Source organism: Pseudomonas sp. LBUM1670 (assembly GCF_059695695.1).
This window is the reverse complement of sequence record NZ_CP166783.1, coordinates 1,635,954-1,656,018: the sequence shown is the minus strand read 5'-3', so window position 1 is coordinate 1,656,018 and position 20,065 is coordinate 1,635,954. Positions and strand designations below refer to the sequence as shown.

At 59.6% G+C, this 20,065-nt stretch carries 20 protein-coding genes; all 20 read right to left on the bottom strand.

Annotated features, from left to right (window positions below):
• Nucleotides 1-174: 174 nt before the first annotated feature.
• On the bottom strand, nucleotides 175-1,554 hold the full coding sequence (locus tag ACA073_RS07550; RefSeq protein WP_497402743.1) for a flagellar hook-length control protein FliK: 1,380 nt from the start codon (nucleotides 1,552-1,554) through the stop codon (nucleotides 175-177).
• Nucleotides 1,555-1,636: 82 nt separating this feature from the next.
• Nucleotides 1,637-2,005 carry an Hpt domain-containing protein gene (locus ACA073_RS07545; protein WP_497402742.1) on the bottom strand — a complete coding sequence of 123 codons (369 nt, stop codon included), beginning with the start codon at nucleotides 2,003-2,005 and terminating at the stop codon, nucleotides 1,637-1,639.
• A gap of 30 nt (nucleotides 2,006-2,035) precedes the next feature.
• The gene (locus ACA073_RS07540; protein ID WP_497402741.1) at nucleotides 2,036-3,742 is read right to left on the bottom strand and encodes an ATP-binding SpoIIE family protein phosphatase; all 1,707 of its coding nucleotides are present in this window, start codon (nucleotides 3,740-3,742) and stop codon (nucleotides 2,036-2,038) included.
• Nucleotides 3,743-3,747: 5 nt separating this feature from the next.
• Nucleotides 3,748-4,053, bottom strand: a complete 306-nt coding sequence (locus tag ACA073_RS07535; RefSeq protein ID WP_461951316.1) for an STAS domain-containing protein — start codon at nucleotides 4,051-4,053, stop codon at nucleotides 3,748-3,750.
• A 185-nt stretch (nucleotides 4,054-4,238) separates the two neighbouring features.
• Complete coding sequence (gene fliJ / locus ACA073_RS07530; protein WP_497402740.1) at nucleotides 4,239-4,688, bottom strand: flagellar export protein FliJ; 450 nt, start codon at nucleotides 4,686-4,688, stop codon at nucleotides 4,239-4,241.
• 6 nt (nucleotides 4,689-4,694) lie between these two features.
• Nucleotides 4,695-6,053: a flagellar protein export ATPase FliI gene (fliI, locus tag ACA073_RS07525; RefSeq protein ID WP_497402739.1), complete on the bottom strand. Its 1,359-nt coding sequence runs from the start codon at nucleotides 6,051-6,053 to the stop codon at nucleotides 4,695-4,697.
• Nucleotides 6,043-6,843 (bottom strand): flagellar assembly protein FliH, encoded by an 801-nt coding sequence (gene fliH / locus ACA073_RS07520; protein ID WP_497402738.1) that lies wholly within the window; start codon nucleotides 6,841-6,843, stop codon nucleotides 6,043-6,045. Before fliH ends, fliI begins: the two co-directional genes overlap by 11 nt.
• Before the next feature lie 7 nt (nucleotides 6,844-6,850).
• Complete coding sequence (gene fliG, locus ACA073_RS07515; protein WP_497402737.1) at nucleotides 6,851-7,870, bottom strand: flagellar motor switch protein FliG; 1,020 nt, start codon at nucleotides 7,868-7,870, stop codon at nucleotides 6,851-6,853.
• A complete protein-coding gene (gene fliF / locus ACA073_RS07510) occupies nucleotides 7,863-9,647 on the bottom strand; it encodes a flagellar basal-body MS-ring/collar protein FliF (RefSeq protein ID WP_497402736.1) in 1,785 nt (594 codons plus the stop codon). Before fliF ends, fliG begins: the two co-directional genes overlap by 8 nt.
• A gap of 15 nt (nucleotides 9,648-9,662) precedes the next feature.
• The gene (gene fliE, locus ACA073_RS07505; RefSeq protein ID WP_017337179.1) at nucleotides 9,663-9,992 is read right to left on the bottom strand and encodes a flagellar hook-basal body complex protein FliE; all 330 of its coding nucleotides are present in this window, start codon (nucleotides 9,990-9,992) and stop codon (nucleotides 9,663-9,665) included.
• A 238-nt stretch (nucleotides 9,993-10,230) separates the two neighbouring features.
• A complete protein-coding gene (locus tag ACA073_RS07500) occupies nucleotides 10,231-11,610 on the bottom strand; it encodes a sigma-54-dependent transcriptional regulator (RefSeq protein ID WP_497402735.1) in 1,380 nt (459 codons plus the stop codon).
• A 5-nt stretch (nucleotides 11,611-11,615) separates the two neighbouring features.
• Nucleotides 11,616-12,821 (bottom strand): sensor histidine kinase, encoded by a 1,206-nt coding sequence (locus tag ACA073_RS07495; protein WP_497402734.1) that lies wholly within the window; start codon nucleotides 12,819-12,821, stop codon nucleotides 11,616-11,618.
• Nucleotides 12,822-12,949: 128 nt separating this feature from the next.
• Nucleotides 12,950-14,425, bottom strand: coding sequence for a sigma-54 dependent transcriptional regulator (locus ACA073_RS07490; RefSeq protein ID WP_008044600.1), 1,476 nt, complete (start codon nucleotides 14,423-14,425; stop codon nucleotides 12,950-12,952).
• Nucleotides 14,426-14,597: 172 nt separating this feature from the next.
• Nucleotides 14,598-14,894, bottom strand: a complete 297-nt coding sequence (gene fliT, locus ACA073_RS07485) for a flagellar protein FliT (RefSeq protein WP_017337176.1) — start codon at nucleotides 14,892-14,894, stop codon at nucleotides 14,598-14,600.
• Nucleotides 14,895-14,904: 10 nt separating this feature from the next.
• On the bottom strand, nucleotides 14,905-15,300 hold the full coding sequence (fliS, locus tag ACA073_RS07480; RefSeq protein ID WP_497402733.1) for a flagellar export chaperone FliS: 396 nt from the start codon (nucleotides 15,298-15,300) through the stop codon (nucleotides 14,905-14,907).
• Between the two features lie 126 nt (nucleotides 15,301-15,426).
• Entirely contained in the window at nucleotides 15,427-16,863 is a 1,437-nt protein-coding gene (gene fliD, locus ACA073_RS07475) for a flagellar filament capping protein FliD (protein ID WP_497402732.1), read from the bottom strand.
• 82 nt (nucleotides 16,864-16,945) lie between these two features.
• Nucleotides 16,946-17,311 carry a flagellar protein FlaG gene (locus ACA073_RS07470; RefSeq protein ID WP_497402731.1) on the bottom strand — a complete coding sequence of 122 codons (366 nt, stop codon included), beginning with the start codon at nucleotides 17,309-17,311 and terminating at the stop codon, nucleotides 16,946-16,948.
• Nucleotides 17,312-17,381: 70 nt separating this feature from the next.
• Nucleotides 17,382-18,224, bottom strand: coding sequence for a flagellin domain-containing protein (locus ACA073_RS07465; protein WP_497402730.1), 843 nt, complete (start codon nucleotides 18,222-18,224; stop codon nucleotides 17,382-17,384).
• 253 nt (nucleotides 18,225-18,477) lie between these two features.
• The gene (locus ACA073_RS07460; RefSeq protein WP_497402729.1) at nucleotides 18,478-18,744 is read right to left on the bottom strand and encodes a hypothetical protein; all 267 of its coding nucleotides are present in this window, start codon (nucleotides 18,742-18,744) and stop codon (nucleotides 18,478-18,480) included.
• On the bottom strand, nucleotides 18,741-20,033 hold the full coding sequence (locus ACA073_RS07455) for a motility associated factor glycosyltransferase family protein (protein ID WP_497402728.1): 1,293 nt from the start codon (nucleotides 20,031-20,033) through the stop codon (nucleotides 18,741-18,743). Before ACA073_RS07455 ends, ACA073_RS07460 begins: the two co-directional genes overlap by 4 nt.
• Nucleotides 20,034-20,065: the final 32 nt, after the last annotated feature.

Below are 20,065 nucleotides of genomic sequence, written 5' to 3'. Positions count from 1 at the left end.
GTTATGCCAGAAGTGTCGGAGGGAGAATGGATGGGACCAAGCGAAATTTTGAAAACACCCCACACCTAATGTGGGAGCGGGCTTGCTCGCGAAAGCGGTTTAACCGTCGACATCTATATCGACTGTTAAACCGCTTTCGCGAGCAAGCCCGCTCCCACAGGGTGTTGGGCTGGATCAGGCGTAATAGTCGACGGCGCTGGAGCCGATAACACTGGTCGTGCTGGCCGCCACTTCGGCGACAGTCGGCGCGAGCTCTTCATCCATGCCGTCGAGACGACCGCCGCTGGCATTGGTACGTCCGCCCTGACTTTGTTGAGCCTGGTCCTGACCTTGCTGAGAGCCGCGAGACTGGTCGGAAACATTGACATCGACCTGACCCATGCCCTGCTGCGCGAACATGTCACGCAAGCGATGCATCTGGCCATCCAGCGCTTCGCGAACGCTGGGATGCGCACTCATGAAAGTTACCTGGGTCTGCTGGTCCGGCACCATGTTCACCCGAATATCGAGGCGACCCAGTTCGGCAGGTTGCAACTGGATATCGGCTGCCTTGAGGTTGACACTGGACAGGTACATGACCCGGTTCACCACCTCTTCGGTCCAGCCGCTCTGATGCATGGCAATCGGCTGATTTACCGGCAAGGCATTGGCGGTTTTCGGCGTGGCGGCCTGGGTCAGCGCCGCCAGACGGTTGGCGAAATCATCGACGCGGGTATCGCTGCTGGCAGACTTCAAATCCTTGAGGCCGCCATCGATCAACCCACTGAACGCTTTCTCGCCACCCTGACTGGTACTGTCCTTATCGGCCTGCACATCGAGCATGCCAGCCATACCGGCAGCGAAGTTCTGCGCCGAGGTCGGCTCGCCATCGGCCTGAGCCTGCGCGGATGTCGGTGCTGCCTTGGGCTGCGCCTGACTCGCCGCCGAAATATGACCACCCTGCTCCATAGCCATGCGCACCGCTGGCAACGCATCGAGAGGATCGGCTTCGGGATCGAAATCGCTATCAGTCGCCGCGGCAACCGGCGCCGCCGTTGCTGCTGCCGCTGCCGCTGCCGCTGCCGCAATGACTGGCACTTCGACTTGCGGCTGCACGGAGGCGACCACTGGCGGCGCCTCCGCAACAGGGGTGGTCACTACGGGCTGCAACTCTGCCAACAAAGCAGGATCGAGGGCCGGATCAACCGGCGCGGTGTCGGCCACCGGCGTTGCGACAGCGTCAGCCGCATCATCACTGGCAGTCTTGTCGTCGCTCGGTGCCGGTTTGTCGGCGGGCAAGGATTTGCCGCTATCGGCAACCGCTGGCTCCGGGGCGGCAGACTTGTCGCTGCCGACGTCCTTTTTACCAGGGCTGTCCGGGGATTTATCGCGTACCGGCTTCGCTGAACTATCAGAGGCCGCAGAGGGTTTGTTCTGGGCCTGAGTGGCGTAAACCTGAGCGAAGCTGGACGCCTTGTCCCCGGGCTCAGCGGACAGCGCCGGTGTATTGGCGGAGGCGGCTTGAGTCTTGGCCTGCGCGGTGGCCTGAAGAAGAATATTGGGGGTAACGGGCATGAAACGGTCTCCGCGGCACTGGGATCGTAGGTACAGTTGCGGTGAATGCTGCAAGGGTTGAGCCAGTTTTGTTCTAGCGGCGTTAAAAACGCCGGACGGTCGCACTCTCAGCGAGAGCGCGCTGGCGTTCTGCTTCATAGAGGGGACGGATAATGGCGAATTCGCCATCGATTTCTCCGACCAGTTCCTCGATGCCTTCCAGAGACTTGTGCTTGCTTCGCTGCTCGAGTTCATCGCACAGCTGCGCGAGGCGAAGGGCGCCCATGTTGCTGCAACTGCCCTTGAAACTGTGCGCTGTGGCACCGAGCGTCTCGGCATCCCCAGCCTTGTGCAACAGACTCAGGCGCTCTGCGGAATCGGCGAGGAAGGTATCCAGCAACGTCGGGTACTCATCCTCCATGACCTCTTGCAACGCGCTCAGCACGTCGCGGTCCAGGTGTGTGTCAGCCACTTGCTCACTCCTTGATCAAGAATGCGTGGATTATGCCAGAGCCTCCCAGAAAAATTCCACGCGGGCACTTCTACCTTCGTCGGACCAGCTGGCGTTTCGGCTCAACTGGCGAATCAGACTGACACCACGTCCCGACAGACGGATGCCATCAATGGGGCGCGCCATCACCCGCTCGACATCAAAACCCTTGCCACTGTCTTCGACCCGAATCGTCAGGCAACCGCCACCATCCTTTGGCGTGACCTGCAAATGCACCCGCACGTAGCCATCGCGCAACTCATCCAGACGCGCATTGCGCTGCTGATAATAACGGGCAAAACCCGCAGCATCGCGTTTGAGGCTTGAATCCAGACCCAGCACGCCGTGCTCCAGCGCATTGGAATACAGCTCCGCGAGCACACTGTAGAGCGCCCCGCTCTGCGCGCGCAAACCATGGACCTCCAACAGCAACTGCAAAAGATACGGCAGCGGATTGAAGCGTTTCAGGGTATCGGCGCGAAACTCGAAACTCACCGACCAGTCCAGCGGGCAGGACTGGCCGCTATCGGAATAGACGGGCGCCGGCGGACTCAACTGCGCCGCTTCAAGCAAGCTGACTTCGACCATGCTGACATCGTCGCGGGCCTCACCGCCAAAATCCCGCAGCGCCTGCTCGATCTCTTCGAACAGCTGGTCGGGCTGACGGTTGGCCGCGAACACCTGTTGCAACCGTTCGACACCAAACAACTGCTCATGGGCGTCGCAGGTGTCGATGACCCCGTCGGACAACAGGAAGACCCGATCGCCGACGGCCATCGGAAAGACTTCAGTGCGGTCATCGAAGGTCTGCGGGCTCAGCACGCCGAGCGGCAAATGCCGGGCCGCCAGCGGCGTGCGCTCGCCGCTCGCAACGTTGTGCAGATAACCGTCCGGCATCCCGCCGTTCCAGACTTCCACCGAGCATCGCTGAAAACTCAGGCACAGCATCGTTGCACAACAGAACATGTCCACCGGCAGGATGCGCTTGAGCTTGGCGTTCATCTCGCGCAGGGTTTCCGACAGGCCGTAGCCCTTGGCAGTCATGCCGTAAAACACTTCAGCCAGTGGCATTGCCCCGACGGCAGCCGGCAAACCATGGCCGGTGAAGTCGCCGAGCATCACGTGCATGTCGCCGGCCGGGGTGAATGCCGCCAGCAACAGGTCGCCGTTGAACAGCGCATAGGGCGATTGCAGGTAGCGGATATTGGGGGCGCTCAGGCAGCCGGAATGGGCGACCTTATCGAAGACGGCCTTGGCCACGCGCTGTTCGTTGAGCAGGTAATCGTGATGCCTGGCGATCTGGTCACGCTGCTCCAGCACGGTGGCCTGCAACCGCCGCAAGCGATCCATCGCCTTGATTTTGGCAGCGAGGATCACCTGGTTGTAGGGCTTTGCCAGAAAGTCGTCGCCGCCAGCTTCAAGGCAGCGGGCCAGCGCCTCGCTTTCGGTCAGCGAGGTCAGAAAGATGATCGGCACCAGGGTTTCCCCAGCCAGCGCCTTGATCTGCCGCGCCGCCTCGAAACCGTCCATCACCGGCATCATGGCGTCCATCAGGACCAGTTGCGGTCGTTGCTGGCGAAACGCTTCGACCGCTTCGGCGCCATTGGCCGCCGTCAGTACTTCATGGCCCTGTCGGCGGACGATACTCGACAGCAGCATGCGATCGGCCGCGCTGTCCTCAGCGATCAGTATCGTCAGCGGTTCGAACAACGATTGCATGGCCGTCACGCCACGTCGAAGATCTGTTCGAAGTTGGAGATGGCGAGAATCTTGCGCACATCGGCGTTGGCGTGGGTCAACGTGATCTCGGCGCTCTCGCCACCGGCGTGATCACGTAGCAGCAACAACATGCCGAGCGCTGAACTGTCGAGGTAAGTGGCGTCCTTCAGGTTCACTTCAAAGGACTCGGGTTTTGGCTCAAGGTTTTCGTAGGATTCACGAAATTCCTGATGTTTGGCGAAATCGAATCTTCCCTTGATCGATATCGTCAGTTTTTGACCATCCGGGGAGACTTCTGTGACGACTGACATTGAGCGGCTTCCTTGTCTTTGGCGAACGTACGTGTAGAAGGTTTAGCACTTGGCGGGGATGGGGGCAAGTGTAGGAGCGAGCTTGCTCGCGATGAACCTGAGCGTGCCAAAGGGTATCAGGAAAACAGCGTTATCGTTGACGACCATCGCGATCAGGCTCGCTCCTACAGGGGTGCACGAAACAATCAATACGGACTCTCACGCGGCAACCGCTGCGACAACTCATCCATCAGCTTCTGCTCGCGCTTGTCTTCCAGCGAGCGCGCCTCGTCCGCATAGCGCTGAACCAGCTTGCGCAAGCCTTCGACCCGGGCAAACGCCTGCTGCCAGGTTTCCCGCGCCTTGTTCAGATTGTTCTGATGCCACGCCAGGCTTTGCCGCTGCTGATCGATGGCGACGCCCAGTTGCGCAAGAAAGCCTTGATACCCCAGCAACCATTGGCCCGAAACGCCGCTGCTGCCACGAATGATCCACTGCTCCTGATAATCGAGACGAAAGGCCTCAAGGTCGGCGAGTTTGCTTTCCGCCAGACGAACCTGGCCTTGAAAGTGGCCCAAACGCTGTACGGCGGTCTTTTCGGCCTTCTCGGCCATTTCGACCACCGGCGCCAGACGCCCTGCCCGACTCTGGGCCATGATCGATTAACCGCCCGCCGCAGGGGCGAAGATCGAGCCGAGATAGGCTTCGCTTTCGCCCAGGCTGATGCTGTCGTTAAGCCCTTGACGCAGGTATTTGACCAGCTGTGGCTGCAGGGAAATCGCCAGGTCGGTTTCCCGGTCACCGCCAGCGACGTAGGCGCCCACGCTGATCAAATCCCGACTCTGCTGATAACGCGACCACAGCTGCTTGAAATATTGTGCGCGGGTCATGTGTTCCGGCGACACCACCGACGGCATGACCCGGCTGATGGAGGCTTCGATATCGATGGCCGGGTAATGCCCCTCCTCGGCCAGGCGCCGGGACAGGACGATATGCCCGTCGAGTACGCCCCGCGCCGCATCGGCAATCGGATCCTGCTGGTCATCACCTTCGGACAGCACGGTGTAGAACGCCGTGATCGAACCGCCACCCTTCTCGGCGTTACCGGCCCGTTCCACCAGCTTCGGCAACTTGGCGAACACCGATGGCGGGTAACCCTTGGTCGCCGGCGGTTCGCCGATGGCCAAGGCGATTTCCCGCTGGGCCTGGGCGAAACGGGTCAGGGAGTCCATGAGCAACAGCACGTTCTTGCCCTTGTCGCGGAAATACTCGGCGATCCGCGTGCAATACATCGCGGCGCGCAGACGCATCAGCGGTGCATCGTCCGCCGGGGATGCCACCACCACCGACCGCTTGAGGCCTTCTTCACCGAGGATGTGCTCAATGAATTCCTTAACTTCGCGACCCCGCTCACCGATCAGCCCGACGACGATAATGTCGGCCTCGGTGAAGCGGGTCATCATGCCCAGCAGCACACTCTTGCCCACGCCAGTACCGGCGAACAGCCCCAGCCGCTGCCCACGACCGACCGTCAACAAACCGTTGATGGAACGAATGCCCACGTCCAATGGCTCGCTGATCGGGTGACGCTTGAGCGGGTTGATCGTCGGGCCGTCCATCGGCACCCAGTCTTCAGCCTTCATCCCGCCCTTGCCGTCCAGCGCACGACCGGCGCCATCCAGCACCCGCCCGAGCATGCTCATGCCCATCGGCAAGCGGCCGGTGTCAGCCATAGGCACCACACGGGCGCCGGGCGCGATGCCGGCGACGCTGCCGACCGGCATCAGGAAGACTTTGCTGCCGGAGAAACCCATGACTTCGGCTTCGACCTGCACCGGGTGGTAACTGTCGTCGTTAATCACCATGCAGCGACTGCCCATGGCGGCGCGCAAGCCTTCGGCTTCGAGGGTCAGGCCGACCATGCGCAGCAGGCGGCCTTCCAGGATGGGTGCGCCGGCCAGCTCCGTGGCCTCGGCGTAACTGCCCAGGCGTTTGGCGAAGCTGGTGCGGTCAAGGCGCATCGGGATCTTCCGGTTCGGGCTCGACGACAGGACTGGCATCGATCGGCAGCTCCAGGCTCAGGTCCGGTGCGGCCGGGTGCAAGGCCTGTTCGTGCAACTGATCGAACAGCTTGTCCATGACCCTGGCGATCCGGGTTTCGACAGTGGCGTCGATGCGACTGTGCTCGGTCTCGACCCGGCAACCGCCAGGCAACAACGCTTCGTCCTCGACGATGCGCCAGGTTTCTTCATGGCGCTCGCGCAGGGCTTTGACCTGTTCGAAATCCTGCGGATTGATGTACAGCCGCACATTGCCCACGCCCAGCGGCAACAGCTTGAGGGCGTCGCGCATGACGTGTTCGATCTGCGTCGAGTCGATGGCCAGCTCGCGCTGAATCACCTGTTTGGTGATGTGCCGAACGAGGTCGACCAGCGACTTTTCGATCTGGGTGTCCTGCTCGGCGATGGGTTCGAACAGGTTGGCCATCAGCTGTTCCAGCGCCGCGACTTTCGGCGCCAGGACGGCCTCGGCTTCCTGACGAACCTTGAGCGTGGTGCTGTGGAACCCTTCTTTCTCGCCCGTCGCGAAGCCCTCGTTGTAGGCCTCCTGGCGAATGCTTTCGAGTTCCTCGAGGGTCAGTGGCTGGACTTCTTCCAGCGGCACTTCTTCCATTTCCGGCGGCTCGGGCTCAGGTTCAGGCTCGGGCTCGGGAACATGCGGGTCGAAACTGGGCAGCGACCAGACATCGAAACCACCGACGTCCTTGGCACGGATCAGGTCGGTCTGGGACTCATCATGTTTGGACGACATAGTGACCTTAGATCATCTCTTCGCCGCCCTTCCCGCCGAGAACGATTTCTCCGGCTTCGGCCATACGGCGAGCAATGGTGAGGATTTCTTTCTGTGCGGTTTCCACGTCGCTGACGCGCACCGGGCCCTTGGCCTCGAGGTCGTCGCGCAACAGTTCGGCCGCCCGCTTGGACATGTTCTTGAAGATCTTTTCCTTGACGCCTTCGTCCGAGCCCTTGAGGGCCAGCACCAGCACGTCGGAGGAGACTTCGCGCAGCAACGCCTGAATCCCGCGGTCGTCGACATCGGACAGGTTGTTGAACACGAACATGAGGTCTTCGATCTGACCGGACAGGTCTTCGTCGACTTCACGGATCGAGTCCATCAGCTGACCTTCGATCGAGCTGTCGAGGAAGTTCATGATGTCGGCCGCACGCTTGATGCCACCCAGGGTGGTGCGCGAGGCATTCGAGTTGCCAGAGAACTGCTTCTCGAGAATCTGGTTCAGTTCTTTCAGGGCCGCTGGTTGCACGGTGTTCAGCGAGGAGACCCGCAGAATGATGTCCAGACGCACCTTGTGGTCGAAGTTGCCCAGCACTTCGCCGGCCTGGTCCGGATCGAGATACGCCACGACGATCGCCTGGATCTGCGGGTGTTCGTAACGGATCACGTCGGCAACGGCGCGCGGTTCCATCCACTTCAGGCTGTCGAGGCCACTGGTGTTGCCGCCCAGCAGGATCCGGTCGATCAGGCCGTTGGCCTTGTCTTCGCCCAGGGCCTGGGTGAGCATTTTGCGCACGTAGTCGTCGGAGCCGACGCCCAGGCTGGTCTGATCGCCGACGATGTCGACGAACTCGCTCATCACCTGTTCGACCTGCTCGCGGTGCACGTTACCCATCTGCGCCATGGCCACACCCACACGCTGGACCTCTTTGGGCCCCATGTGGCGCAGCACTTGCGCGGCATCGGTTGACCCCAGGGACAGCAGCAGAATCGCGGCTTTGTCGACCCGGGACAGTTTGGCGGCAATGGCTCGGTTATCACTCATCTGCGTTAATCCACTCTTTCACGACCTGGGCCACGCGACCCGGGTCTTCTGCCACCAGACTCTTGATTGCGTTCAACTGTGCATCATAGCCTTCGCTCGGGCTCGGCAGCAGGATGCTGGTCGGACCACCGAGGCTGACGCGGTCGTTGGCCAGTTCGCCGTCCAGGCCGCCTATGCCACCGAGTTCTACGTCGCTGCCGAGGCCCAGTTGTTTGCCTTTGCCGCCATTGGTGATGTTGTTGAGCACCGGACGCAGCACACCGAACACCAGTATCAGGATGAACAACACACCCAGCACTTGCTTGACGATGTCCCAGAACCACGGCTGGGAGTAGAACGGAATATCGGCAATCACTTCACCGCGCTCGGCGGAGAACGGCATGTTGATCACGCTGACACTGTCGCCACGGCTGGCGTCGAAGCCGACGGCGTCCTGTACCAGGCGGGTGAAGCGCGCGAGTTCATCGGCGCTCCACGGCGCACGGGTCGTTTCGCCGTTGGCCGCGTTGACCTTGACCTGATCGTCCACCACCACCGACACCGACAGGCGATTCAACCGGCCTTGCTGTTGCTTGGTGTGGCTGATGGAACGGTCGAGTTCGAAGTTCTTGGTGGATTGTTGACGCTTGTCCGCCGGGTACGGCGCCAGCATCGGCTGGCCAGTGGCGGGGTCCATGATTTGCTGACCGTTGGCATCCAGCAGTGGCTGGCCTGGCTGCACCATACCGGCCTGCGCGCTGGCGCCTCCGGTGGTTTGCGGCGCCGAAGCAGGCGACGGCGGCTGGTTGCTCAGCGCACCCGGAACACCTTGAGGGCCATTGCTGGTGGTACGTTGTTCGTTGACCGACTGCTCGCTGCGCAGCGCCGGCTGATCCGGATTGAACTGCTCGGAGGTCGACTCGACGGCACTGAAGTCCACGTCGGCGGAGACTTCGGCTTTGTAACGATCGTTGCCCAGCACCGGCTGCAGAATGTTGTGCACGCGCTGGGTGAGCATGCTTTCCATGCGGCGGCTGTAATCGAATTGCTTGCCGGCCATGGTCAGTTCGGAGTTCTCCGCCTGATCCGAGAGCAGATTGCCCTTCTGATCGACGACGGTGATCTGCGACTTGCTGAGTTCAGGAACGCTGGTCGCCACCAGGTTGATGATCGCCAGCACCTGACCCGGCTCCAGCGAGCGACCGGAATACAGCTCGACCAGAATCGACGCGCTTGGCTTGCGCTCGTCACGCACGAATACCGAACTCTTCGGAATCGCCAGGTGCACGCGGGCACCCTTGACGTTGTTCAGGCTGGAAATGGTCCGGGCCAGTTCGCCTTCGAGACCGCGACGATAACGGGTCGCTTCCATGAACTGGCTGGTGCCGAGGCCCTGGTCCTTGTCGAGGATCTCGAAACCGATGTTGCCGTCGCTGGGAGTGACACCAGCGCCCGCGAGCTTGAGTCGCGCACGGGACAGGTCATCGGCCTTGACCAGCAAGGCACCGGAGTTCGGTTCAACGGTGTAGGGAATGTCAGCGGAAGCCAGGGTATCCATGACTTGCTTGGCGTCCATACCGGCAAGGCTGCCGTACAGAGGCCGGTAGTCCGGTTGCTGGGACCACAACACCACGGCGAAGCCAATCGCCACGCTCGCAGCCAGGCCGACCAACAAGCCCACCTGACGCAACATGGTCATCTCGGAGAGGTTTTCCAGGAAGGACAAGCCGAACAGCGGCGGTTTGCCGTCTATCGGAGTGGCCTTGGCCGGAACATTATCGGCGACTGCTTCTGCCATGACTCAATCTCGTCCTTAAACCGGCATCTGCATGATGTCTTGGTATGCCTGAACCAGCTTGTTGCGCACTTGGGTCAACGCCTGGAAAGACACGCTGGCCTTCTGCGAGGAAATCATCACGTCGGTCAGATCCACGCCGCTCTTGCCGATCTCGAAGGCATTGGCCAACTGGCTGGACGCCTGCTGCGTATCGTTCACTTTATTGACGGCTTGACCGAGCATGTCGGAAAAGCTGCTGCCACTCAGTTCAGGGACGGCGGCAGTCGATTTAGGCGCAGACATGGCATCCATTTGCATGGAACGCATATCCAGCATCAATCGATTGAATTCAATACCTTGGCTCATGGACTACTCTCTTTGGCGACCCGCAATTTTTTGACACTCACTCGGCGGATAGTGAGGTGTTAGCAACAAGGGTGCCAGCTCCGTGGCCGCTCTGAACAAAAGCCTTCCGAGCGAAAAACCATTGTGGGAGCGGGCTTGCTCGCGAAAAGGGTGTGTCAGTAGACATTTATGTATCTGTCACACCGCCTTCGCGAGCAAGCCCGCTCCCACATTTGTATCGGTGTGTTTCCGCCAATCTTCAGGTGGCGAACAAATAAGCTTCCACGTCCATTCCGGCATCGCGCATTTGTGCCAGCTTGTAGCGCAGCGTCCGCGGACTGATTCCCAGACGCTCGGCCGCTTCTTTGCGGCGCCCACGCTCGGAGCGCAGTGTGTCGATAATCATCTGGAATTCGCGGCGACGCAGATCGTCGCCCAGCGCACCCGCCGACTCGGATTCGACCTCCACCGCTCGCACCGACGCCAATGCCGGCAATGGCGCACAGGCAACCGGCCCGGCGAGGCAGAAATCCTGAGGCTGGATCAATCCGCCCTGCTGCAGAATCAATGCACGCTGAATCGCATTATCCAGCTCTCGCACGTTGCCTGGCCATGGATAACCGATCAGGCACGCCTGCGCCTCGGGCGACAGTCTCGCCGCGGCGTGCTTCATTTTATTGACGTGTTTGGCCAGCAGGCGCTCGGCCAGTGGCAGGATATCGGCGGTGCGCTCGCGCAACGGACGCCAGGCCAGCGGAAATACCGACAGGCGATAATAGAGGTCTTCACGAAAACGCCCCGCCGCCACCTCTGCGGCCAGGTCACGGTTGGTCGTCGCGACTACGCGGATGTCCAGCGTGATGGGCTTGCGTGCCCCCACTCGCTCGACTTCGCGCTCCTGCAACACGCGTAGCAACTTGGCCTGAAGGCCGAGGGGCATTTCGGAAATTTCATCCAGCAGGAGGGTGCCGCCGTCGGCTTGCTCGAACTTGCCGGCCTGCGCCGCGATGGCGCCGGTGAACGAACCCTTTTCGTGACCGAACAGCGTCGCTTCAAGCATGTTGTCGGGAATCGCTGCACAGTTGATGGCAATGAACGGCTGACTGACGCGATGCGAGTGCTGATGGATGTAACGTGCCAGCACTTCTTTACCGGTCCCGGACTCGCCAGAGATCAACACTGTGGAATCACTGCGCGCCACTCGTGCGGCCAGCTCCAGCAATTGCGCACTGGCCGGCTCGACCGCGACAGGCCCTTCGCTCTCGGGAGCACCCAGACTGCCCAGCGCATGACGCGCCACCAGATCCAACAGTGCCTTCGGCTCGAACGGCTTGACCAGATAATCCACCGCCCCCTGACGCATCGCATCGACCGCGCGCTCCACGGCGCCGTGAGCCGTCATCAGCAAGACTGGCAATTGCGGCTGACGAGCCCGCAACAAACCGAGCAGTTGATGGCCGTCCATGCCCGGCATGTTGACGTCGCTGAGCACCAGATTGAACGTCTCGACACCGACAGCCTCGAGCGCCTCTTCCGCCGAACCGACAGCCTTGTAGTCGTGCCCTGCGAGCAACAGCGTATCCGCCAGCGCCTCACGCAACGCGCGGTCATCCTCGACCAGTAAAACCTTGATTGCCATGCCCTTCACTCCGCTCTCTGAGCGCTACGCTTCTCATCAGAAAAAAGCGGCAGAATCACCTGCGCGCAAGTGCCGCGCCCCAGCCGCGAGCGCAGCTGCAATTCTCCCTGATGAGCACGCGCCACTGCCTTGACCACGGTCAGACCGAGGCCGGTTCCGGTGGTTTTGGTGGTGAAGAAAGGTTCACCGAGACGCGCCAGCACTTTCGTATCAATACCGCTGCCGCTGTCGCTGACCGATACCCGAAGGTTGTTGCCACGACTGTAGAGATGAACTTTCAAACGGACGTCGCCGGCACTGGCCTGGATGGCGTTCTCGATCAGGTTCAAAATCGCGCCGACCAGAGTGTCGCGATTGCACAGCAATTCTCCCGTATGACTGTCGCACTGCCAGCGAATCGGCAGGTCCTGCACATGGGTCAATGCGGCCGATTGCAGGGACTGCATCAGCATCTTCGGCGTGACGCGATCAGTCAGCGGCAGCTCGCCGCGAGCGAACACCAGCATGTCGCGCACTTGATGTTCCAGCTCATGCAAACGCTCTTTCAGACGCCCGGCAAAACGCTGTTGCGTGGCGACCGGCAACGCTTGCTCAGTCAAATGACTGGCGTAGAGCAATGCAGCGGACAAGGGCGTGCGGATTTGATGAGCCAGCGACGCAACCATGCGACCGAGTGATGACAGGCGTTCGTGGCGGGCCAGTTGATCTTGCAGGTGGCGGGTTTCGGTCAGGTCGTTGAGCAACACCAACTGGCCGGGCTCGGCATCCAGCGAGCGAGTGGCGATCGACAGGCGCCGACCGTCCTTGAGAGAGATTTCATGACCGTCGTCTTCACGCGGCGCAAAGCAACGGGCAATGACATGGCGCCACAGCTCGCCGTCGAGGGGTAGACCGAGCAGTTCGCGGGCCGCGGGATTGGCCTCGCGCACAATGCCCTGGGCATCGATGACGATGACGCCACCAGGCAATAGGTCGAGGAGGTTTTGCAGCCGGTTGGCCAGGCGTTCTTTTTCCGCCAGCTCCTGCATGCGCTGAGCGCTAACCACCGCCAACTCACCCTTGAGCTCGGTAACCCGCGCTTCGAGCATGCTGTAGGAGTCGGTCAACTGGCTCGACATCTGGTTGAACAGCGTGAACGCCTGCTCGAGGCCAAACCGGCTTGCCTGCTCTACGGACGACGGGTGCCCCGAAGCGTCAGGGACAGGAGACATCTGGGCGGCGTGGGGCATCGTGCTCTCTCGCGTGGCTGACCGTCAGTGAAACGGAACGTTGCGAGGGACGTAGCAATACCCGTGCCTAAAAAAAACCGCCTATAAATGAACGACTTGAAAAACAGGCGTCAATCATCCGCCTGCTCATCACCGTCGCGACGGCTCATGCCGTACTTGCGCATCTTCTCCACCAGCGTGGTACGGCGAATCCGCAGCCGCTCGGCGGCGCGTGCCACGATGCCATTCGCATCATCCAGCGCCTGCTGGATCAGCCCTTGTTCCAGACCACCAAGATAGTCTTTCAGGTCCAGGCCTTCCGGCGGCAGCATGGCGTTGGCGGTGAAGTCCGGCGTATGGCCGTTGATGGCCACGCGCTCTTCCAGATCGCTGCGCAGGCTGTCGACCAGTTGCTCGTCTTCGTCGTCGACGTAGCGGAATTTCTTCGGCAGCTCCACGACGCCGATGACCCCGTACGGGTGCATGATCGCCATGCGCTCCACCAGGTTCGCCAGCTCGCGAACGTTGCCCGGCCAGCCGTGACGGCACAACGACATGATCGCCGCGGAGTTGAAACGGATCGAACCGCGCTTTTCGTGCTCCATGCGCGAGATCAGTTCGTTCATCAGCAACGGAATATCTTCGACGCGCTCACGCAGCGGCGCCATCTCGATCGGGAACACGTTCAGGCGGTAGTACAAGTCTTCGCGGAAGGTGCCGATCTCGATCATGCTTTCGAGATTCTTGTGGGTCGCCGCGATGATGCGCACATCGACGCTCTGGGTCTTGTTACTGCCCACGCGTTCGAAGGTGCGCTCCTGCAACACGCGCAGCAACTTGACCTGCATCGGCAGCGGCATGTCACCAATTTCATCGAGGAACAGCGTGCCGCCGTTGGCCAGCTCAAAACGCCCGGCGCGACTGGTGATTGCCCCGGTGAAGGCACCCTTCTCATGACCGAACAGTTCGCTTTCCAGCAACTCGGCCGGGATCGCCCCGCAGTTGACCGGTACGAACGGCGCATCACGACGCTTGGAGTGATAGTGCAGGTTACGCGCAACCACTTCCTTGCCGGTGCCAGACTCGCCGAGGATCAACACGCTGGCGTCGGTGTCGGCGACTTGCTGCATCATCTGACGGACGTGCTGAATCGCCCGGCTGGTGCCGACAAGACTGCGGAAAAGATTGGGTTCACGGTGACGCCCGCGCTCGCGAGCCTGGTCATACATCTCGCGATAGACCTGGGCACGGTGCAGCGAATCGAGCAGCTTGCTGTAGCTGGGCGGCATTTCGAGGGTCGAAAGCACTCGGCGACGCTGGTCTTCTGGCAGGTCAACGGAAGAATTATCGCCCATTAACAAAACCGGAAGGAACTCATCCCAGGTAGAGAGTGTCTTTAACAAGCCCGGAAGTGCACCTGGAGCATTGACCGTCCCGATGAGGACACAGATGACTTCACGACTTGATGACAAAGAGCCGACAGCCTGCTGCCAGTCATGGCTACCGCAGGGTAAATTTTCTTCGCCGAGAAAATTTAAAATCACCGCCAAATCGCGGCGGCGGACGCTATCGTCATCAATCAGCAGAATTTTGGTTTCACGCCACATGCAATAGCAACTTCCCTAGTCAACTCAATGCCCGAAATGATGGGCAAGCTAGACGCCTGCAGGCACGTTAAGCCCGTAGACGCCTGAAATCTGCAACCAGCCACTAGTTAAGTCAAAAAACCGTGCACAGTCAAATTTATGGCGCACCCGGTCTGGATTAACTGAGGATTAATTAACCGAACAGATGGTAAACCTTTGCTGCGTTCTGTGCTTGATGGATCTGCGACATCTCATCGACTATTGCTTGCCTCTCCCCCGTCGCCGCCTCAAGAAGCTGTTTATACACCCCCAGCAACTCTTCAAGGTTGTCGCGCAACGCGGCCTCGTCCACCGAAGCTTCACTCAAGACGTCTTCCATGCAGGAACGGCAAGCCAGGTCCAGCTCACCAATGGCTTCCCAGTTTCGCTCGGCCAGGGCACCGACCAGGCCTTCACGGGTTTCTTCGATTCGCTGCAATACAAGACTCATGGTGATCTCCTTAAAACTGCGGACCCGGCGCGGCGATAGCGTCCCAGCCGTCCTTGACGGTGCGAAGCAGATCGGCGACTTCGTCGAGAATTTTTGGATCGGTTTTGAGGTTGGCTTCTGTCAGACGCTTCATCATGTAGGTGTACAGCTTGTCCAGCTCACCCACAGACTCAACAGAATTTTCCAGGTCCAAGCCTTCACGCAAGCCGCCGATGATCCCGATCGCCTTGCCGATGAAGATGCCTTTGTTGGGGATATCCTTGCGCTCCATGGCACCCTTGGCCTGAGCGATGCGATCCAGACCACCTTCCATCAGCATTTGCACCAAGCGATGGGGGCTGGCTTCGGAAGTCTGGGCCTGAGCGCCAATCTTCTGGTACTGCCGAAGGGCTAACATCGGGTTCATGTTGTACCTCATCAAAACTTTGTGATTCGTATAGCCAGTGTATCGACACGGCGTCAAAAAACTTTAGATTCAAACAAAAAAAGCCCGACAGGCGGAATCCGCTGCCGGGCTTTTGGCGCTTGGGCGCTATGAGGCGTTTTTCTGTGCGTTCATCGCCTCGAACATCGAGGTAATGTTGCTGGCAGTCGCCTTTAGCTTGCCGACCAGGGTGTCCATGTCGTTGTACTTCTTGGTCAGCACGGCGGTCAGAGTCTCGACCCGACGATCCAGTGCTTCCTGCTGGCTGGCCAGGTTAGTTTTGACTTTTGCCAGGTTGGCAGAACGCGCATCAAGGATGCCGCCGCTGCCGGTCAGGGTATAAGGCGTGATCGCCGTACTCATTCGTTCCAGCAGACCTTGAGCCGCAGTACCCGTCGCCGTCGGATCACCCAGGAACAGCTTCTGAATCTCTCCACCCAGCTTTTGCGTATCCATCGCCGTAGAGAACTTGGTGCTGTCAAAATCGAGCGCACCGGTTTTCTGGTTGGTGGTAATACCCAACTGCGAAAGTACGGTCAGCTTGTCGCCCGCACCGGTACTGGTCAACGGCTCACGGATCGACGCCAGGATACCCCGCCCCAGCGAGTCACCGGTCAATGCCGCAGCAACGGTTGGTTTGCCATCTTTATCCAGGGAGGGCTTGCTCAGCGTATTGACGCTGGTGACAACCTGGTTGTAAGCATCGACAAAGGCCTGGATCGATTTTTTCAAACCGTCACTGTTCGGTCCGACCGTCACAGTGGATGTCGCCCCACCACCCGCCACCAGATTCAGTGTCAGACCGGAAATGGCACTGCTTACGGTGTTGGATTTGCTGGTGATCGCCAGTCCGTCAACCGTGAAGCTGGCGTCCGCGGCGAGTTCGCCGATGGCACCGGCCGAGGCCGCCGTAGGCGTCGGGCCCATTTTCTGGCCGGGGGTGATTACCAGACCGGGAATACCACTGAGCTCGATATCGGAACCCAGACCGGTGACGGTAGACCCCATGACCAGACGCGAACCGGTGGAGTCTGTGACAATGTTGGCACTGAAGCCATTGGCACCTTGCTGGGCATTGATCGCATCCCGTACCGACTGCAACGTAGCGTTAGGGGGAATTACAACAGGACGGACAATGTTATTTTGAGTGATATTGAGCGTACCACCCGCAAAGACTGTGTTAGGGGGAACCACAGCAGTCGCCACTTTCGATGAAGTCGCAAGGGTGTTGACCTTGATGACATAAGTGCCGTTGACCGCCGTGTTGCTGGCGACAGAGGTCAGCACTTTGGGATCGGAACTCGTGGCGCTGTAACCCAGGAACTGCGGGTTTTTCGTATCGCCGAGGTTTTTGAGCGCAGTCTGGAAATTCGCCAGCACACTCTTGAGGGTCCCGACACCGGAAATCTGCGAGGTATTGGTAGTCGTCTGCCGGTTGATCTGACTCTGCTTGGCCGCCTTGTCAGCATCAACCAAGGCTTTGACGATAGCACCGGTGTCAATGCCGGAGCCTAAACCCGAACCCGGTAGAATTGGACTTGCCATGTTGAACTCCCTTCAGTGTGTCGCCGGCCTTTTGACCACTACAACGCCCAAAAGAACATAGCAACAAAATTCGTGCCAGCTGTCAGACTTTAGCGCTGAACAACAGACTGCTTGCATCATTCAAACTATTGGCCAGCTTGAGGACTTCTTCGTTAGGGATCTGGCGAACCACTTCACCCGAGTCGCTGGCAATCACTTTGACAATCACTTTGCCTGAAGGCTCATCGATCGAGAACTCCAGATTGCGCTTGATCGACTGAACGAACTTTTCGATTTCCTGAACGGCCATCTTCAGTTTGTCCTGCTCGGTTACCGCGTCTTTTGGCTCATCCTTGACCGGTGCCACAGCGGCAGCATCGGCTCGAGGCTTTTCCGCCGGTTTGTCAGCAACAGTCGTCGCCGGCTTCGCGGCTGGATAAGACAAGTTCAGCTTCACGCTCATATCCATGTCCATCACCTCTTAAACTAAAAAAGCGAGAGAGCGCGCGCGCACTCCCCCGCCAGCACTCACCCAGCGATTACTGAAGCAGTTTCAGTACAGCGGATGGCAGTTGGTTGGCCTGAGCCAGAACCGAGGTGGAAGCCTGTTGCAGAGTTTGTTGCTTGGTCAGCTCTGCAGTTTCAGCAGCGAAGTCGGTATCTTGAACGCGGCTACGTGCAGCACTGGCGTTTTCGTTGATGTTCTGCAGGTTGGAGATGGTAGTGGCGAAACGGTTTTGAGCAGCACCGAGGTCAGCGCGAGTGGCGTTGATTGTGTTCAGCGCCGTGTCGATGGCCGAGATGGACGCATCAACATCGCTGTGGTTAGCCGCGTTGCTAGTACCAGAGATGGTACCGGTCATTCCCAAGGTGGTGGCGTCGAAGCTCGAACTCAGGGTCAGAGTGATCTGGTTGTCGGAAGTAGTACCTGCGCCTACCTGAAATTCCATCGAGCCAGCAGTACCGTCGATCAGCGCCTTGCCGTTCAGGTTGGTGGACTGAGCAATACGGGTCAGTTCAGAGATCGACTGTTGGTATTCTTTGTCCAGAGCGGTACGGTCAGCAGTGCCGTTGGAGTCGTTGCGCGATTGCAGTGCGATTTCACGCATACGTTGCAGAATGTTGGTCGACTCTTGCAGAGCGCCTTCAGCGGTCTGAGCGATCGAAACACCGTCGTTAGCGTTTTTGATAGCCATGGTCTGACCACGGATCTGCGAGGTCATACGGTTAGCGATTTGCAGGCCGGCGGCGTCGTCTTTGGCGCTGTTGATTTTCAGGCCGGAAGACAGGCGAGTCATCGAAGTCGAAAGAGCATCGGAAGCCTTGTTCAGGTTCTTCTGAACATTCAGCGAAGTAGTGTTGGTGTTTACTGTCAAAGCCATGACGAATTCCTCGTTGGTTGGGTACTGCGGCTTCCGGCCCTGGCAACCGCCGGGTATGGCCTAGAGAACCTTCGTAATAGTTATCGTCGCGAATGCAGGTTGCTTTAGGGGATTTTGAAAAATATTTGCCATCACACTGCCACCCCCTCATGAAACAAGGGCTTGGCGGCAGCTCAATGCAAAAAAGTGACGTCAGGGAAATGCCAGTAGCGGGACAGCGAGGACTCGCCTGTACCGGCACATATCAAAAGCATCAAACGGCGGTTGCCGCCTTCAGCAGTTCCGACAGCTCATAGTCAAGACGATCCGCCAGCGCCAACCAGTCCTGCGCCTCCTGACGGGCCAACATGTCGGTGAGCAACGCTGTCCAGCGGGATTGAACCTCGACACTCGCACGCCCCATCACGCGTTGAACATCGCTGCACACCTGAACCATCAGCAGCGCCGCTTCGACGTCTCGCCCCAGACGGAACAAACCAGAACAGTGCTGCGCCTGGGCAGCCAGCAAGCGTTGAGTCATCGCGTGAACTCCGGGTGAAACGTCGTGCCGACGATCATCGCCCCTGCCCGACTGCTGTTATAGAAACCCACCCGAGGATGCCCGGCGATATACCGTTCCAGCTCGCACAAGTAACTGCGGAAATTGAGCTGTGTCTTGACCCGCTGACCGTGGCCGTCGAGCACCCAATGCCTGGCTGCGCCCAATTGCGGTCCAAGATCACCGTCATTCCAGCCTGCGTGGGTTTTGTTGTTCGGGAAAGCAAAGTCAGCGCCGAACAGCGTGATCTGGCTGGCGCCCATTTTTACCGCGAGGTCCACAGCCGGGTGGATCACACTGCCCCCGACATAGAGCTGGGCCCTGGGTAGTCTCTCGCGCAACTCTCTATAGATCGGACTGGCGGAATAGGCCACGTAACGCTTGCCCTGCCAGGCCCCCAAAACCGCTGGCTCGACCATAGGCATGTAGACCAGTGTGATATCGCTGGTGCCATCGGGCGGTAAATGTCGGGTCGAGATACGCTGATCGATCGTGACCACTACATCCGGCTTTATGCCCTGCTCGATCAGCGGTCGGTAGGCGGTATCCACACAAATGAACAAAGGCCTCTGCGCGCGTTCGCGTACCGAACGCAGGGTGTCGAAGTGCTGTTCCAGGCTCGGCCCGGTGGCGATGACAAACACCTGCCTGCCGGTACAGGTGGCAAACAACTCGGCAGCATCGGCATCGGCACGAACACGTTCGACAGATGCCTGCAATCGCTCGGCAATCTCGGGATTGTCCGGATCGAAGTTACGATTATTGAAGGTCAGGTGGGTCTCGCTGATGAGCCGGTCGCGGATCTTGGCGTTGAAGTCGTCCGCCAGCACCAGTTCCGACGGCAGCGCGAAATACGGCAACTGAATTTCCGCCAGATCGCCGGCGTACAACAGCTCTACTCGCGAATCGCCGAGCCACTGCTGTTGATCGAGCAGTTGCAGCACCAGGGCAAACACCGCACCGTTCAAAATATGCACGTACAACCGTTCAAGCCCGGCACGCTCCAGCAATTGCGCCTGCAAATCCCCCAGGCCGGTGCCATAGACATGCAGCACCGGACTGTCGAGGGGCAGGCTATCAGCCTGAAGCGCGGCTTCGCGGGTGCGGTCATGGCGACTGGTCAACTGAATGCCATTGATGCTCAACGTCGAGCCCAGGCCTTCCACCAGATCAACTTGCAAGGCCGCGCTGTTCTCAACCGACAGTCGATGCCAGACCTTGGGCCAGCGCCGCTGAATCAACTCGCCGTTGCGCTCAAAGAACTCGCTCATGGAGCCTCGCTTTTCATTCGGGCAAAAAAATA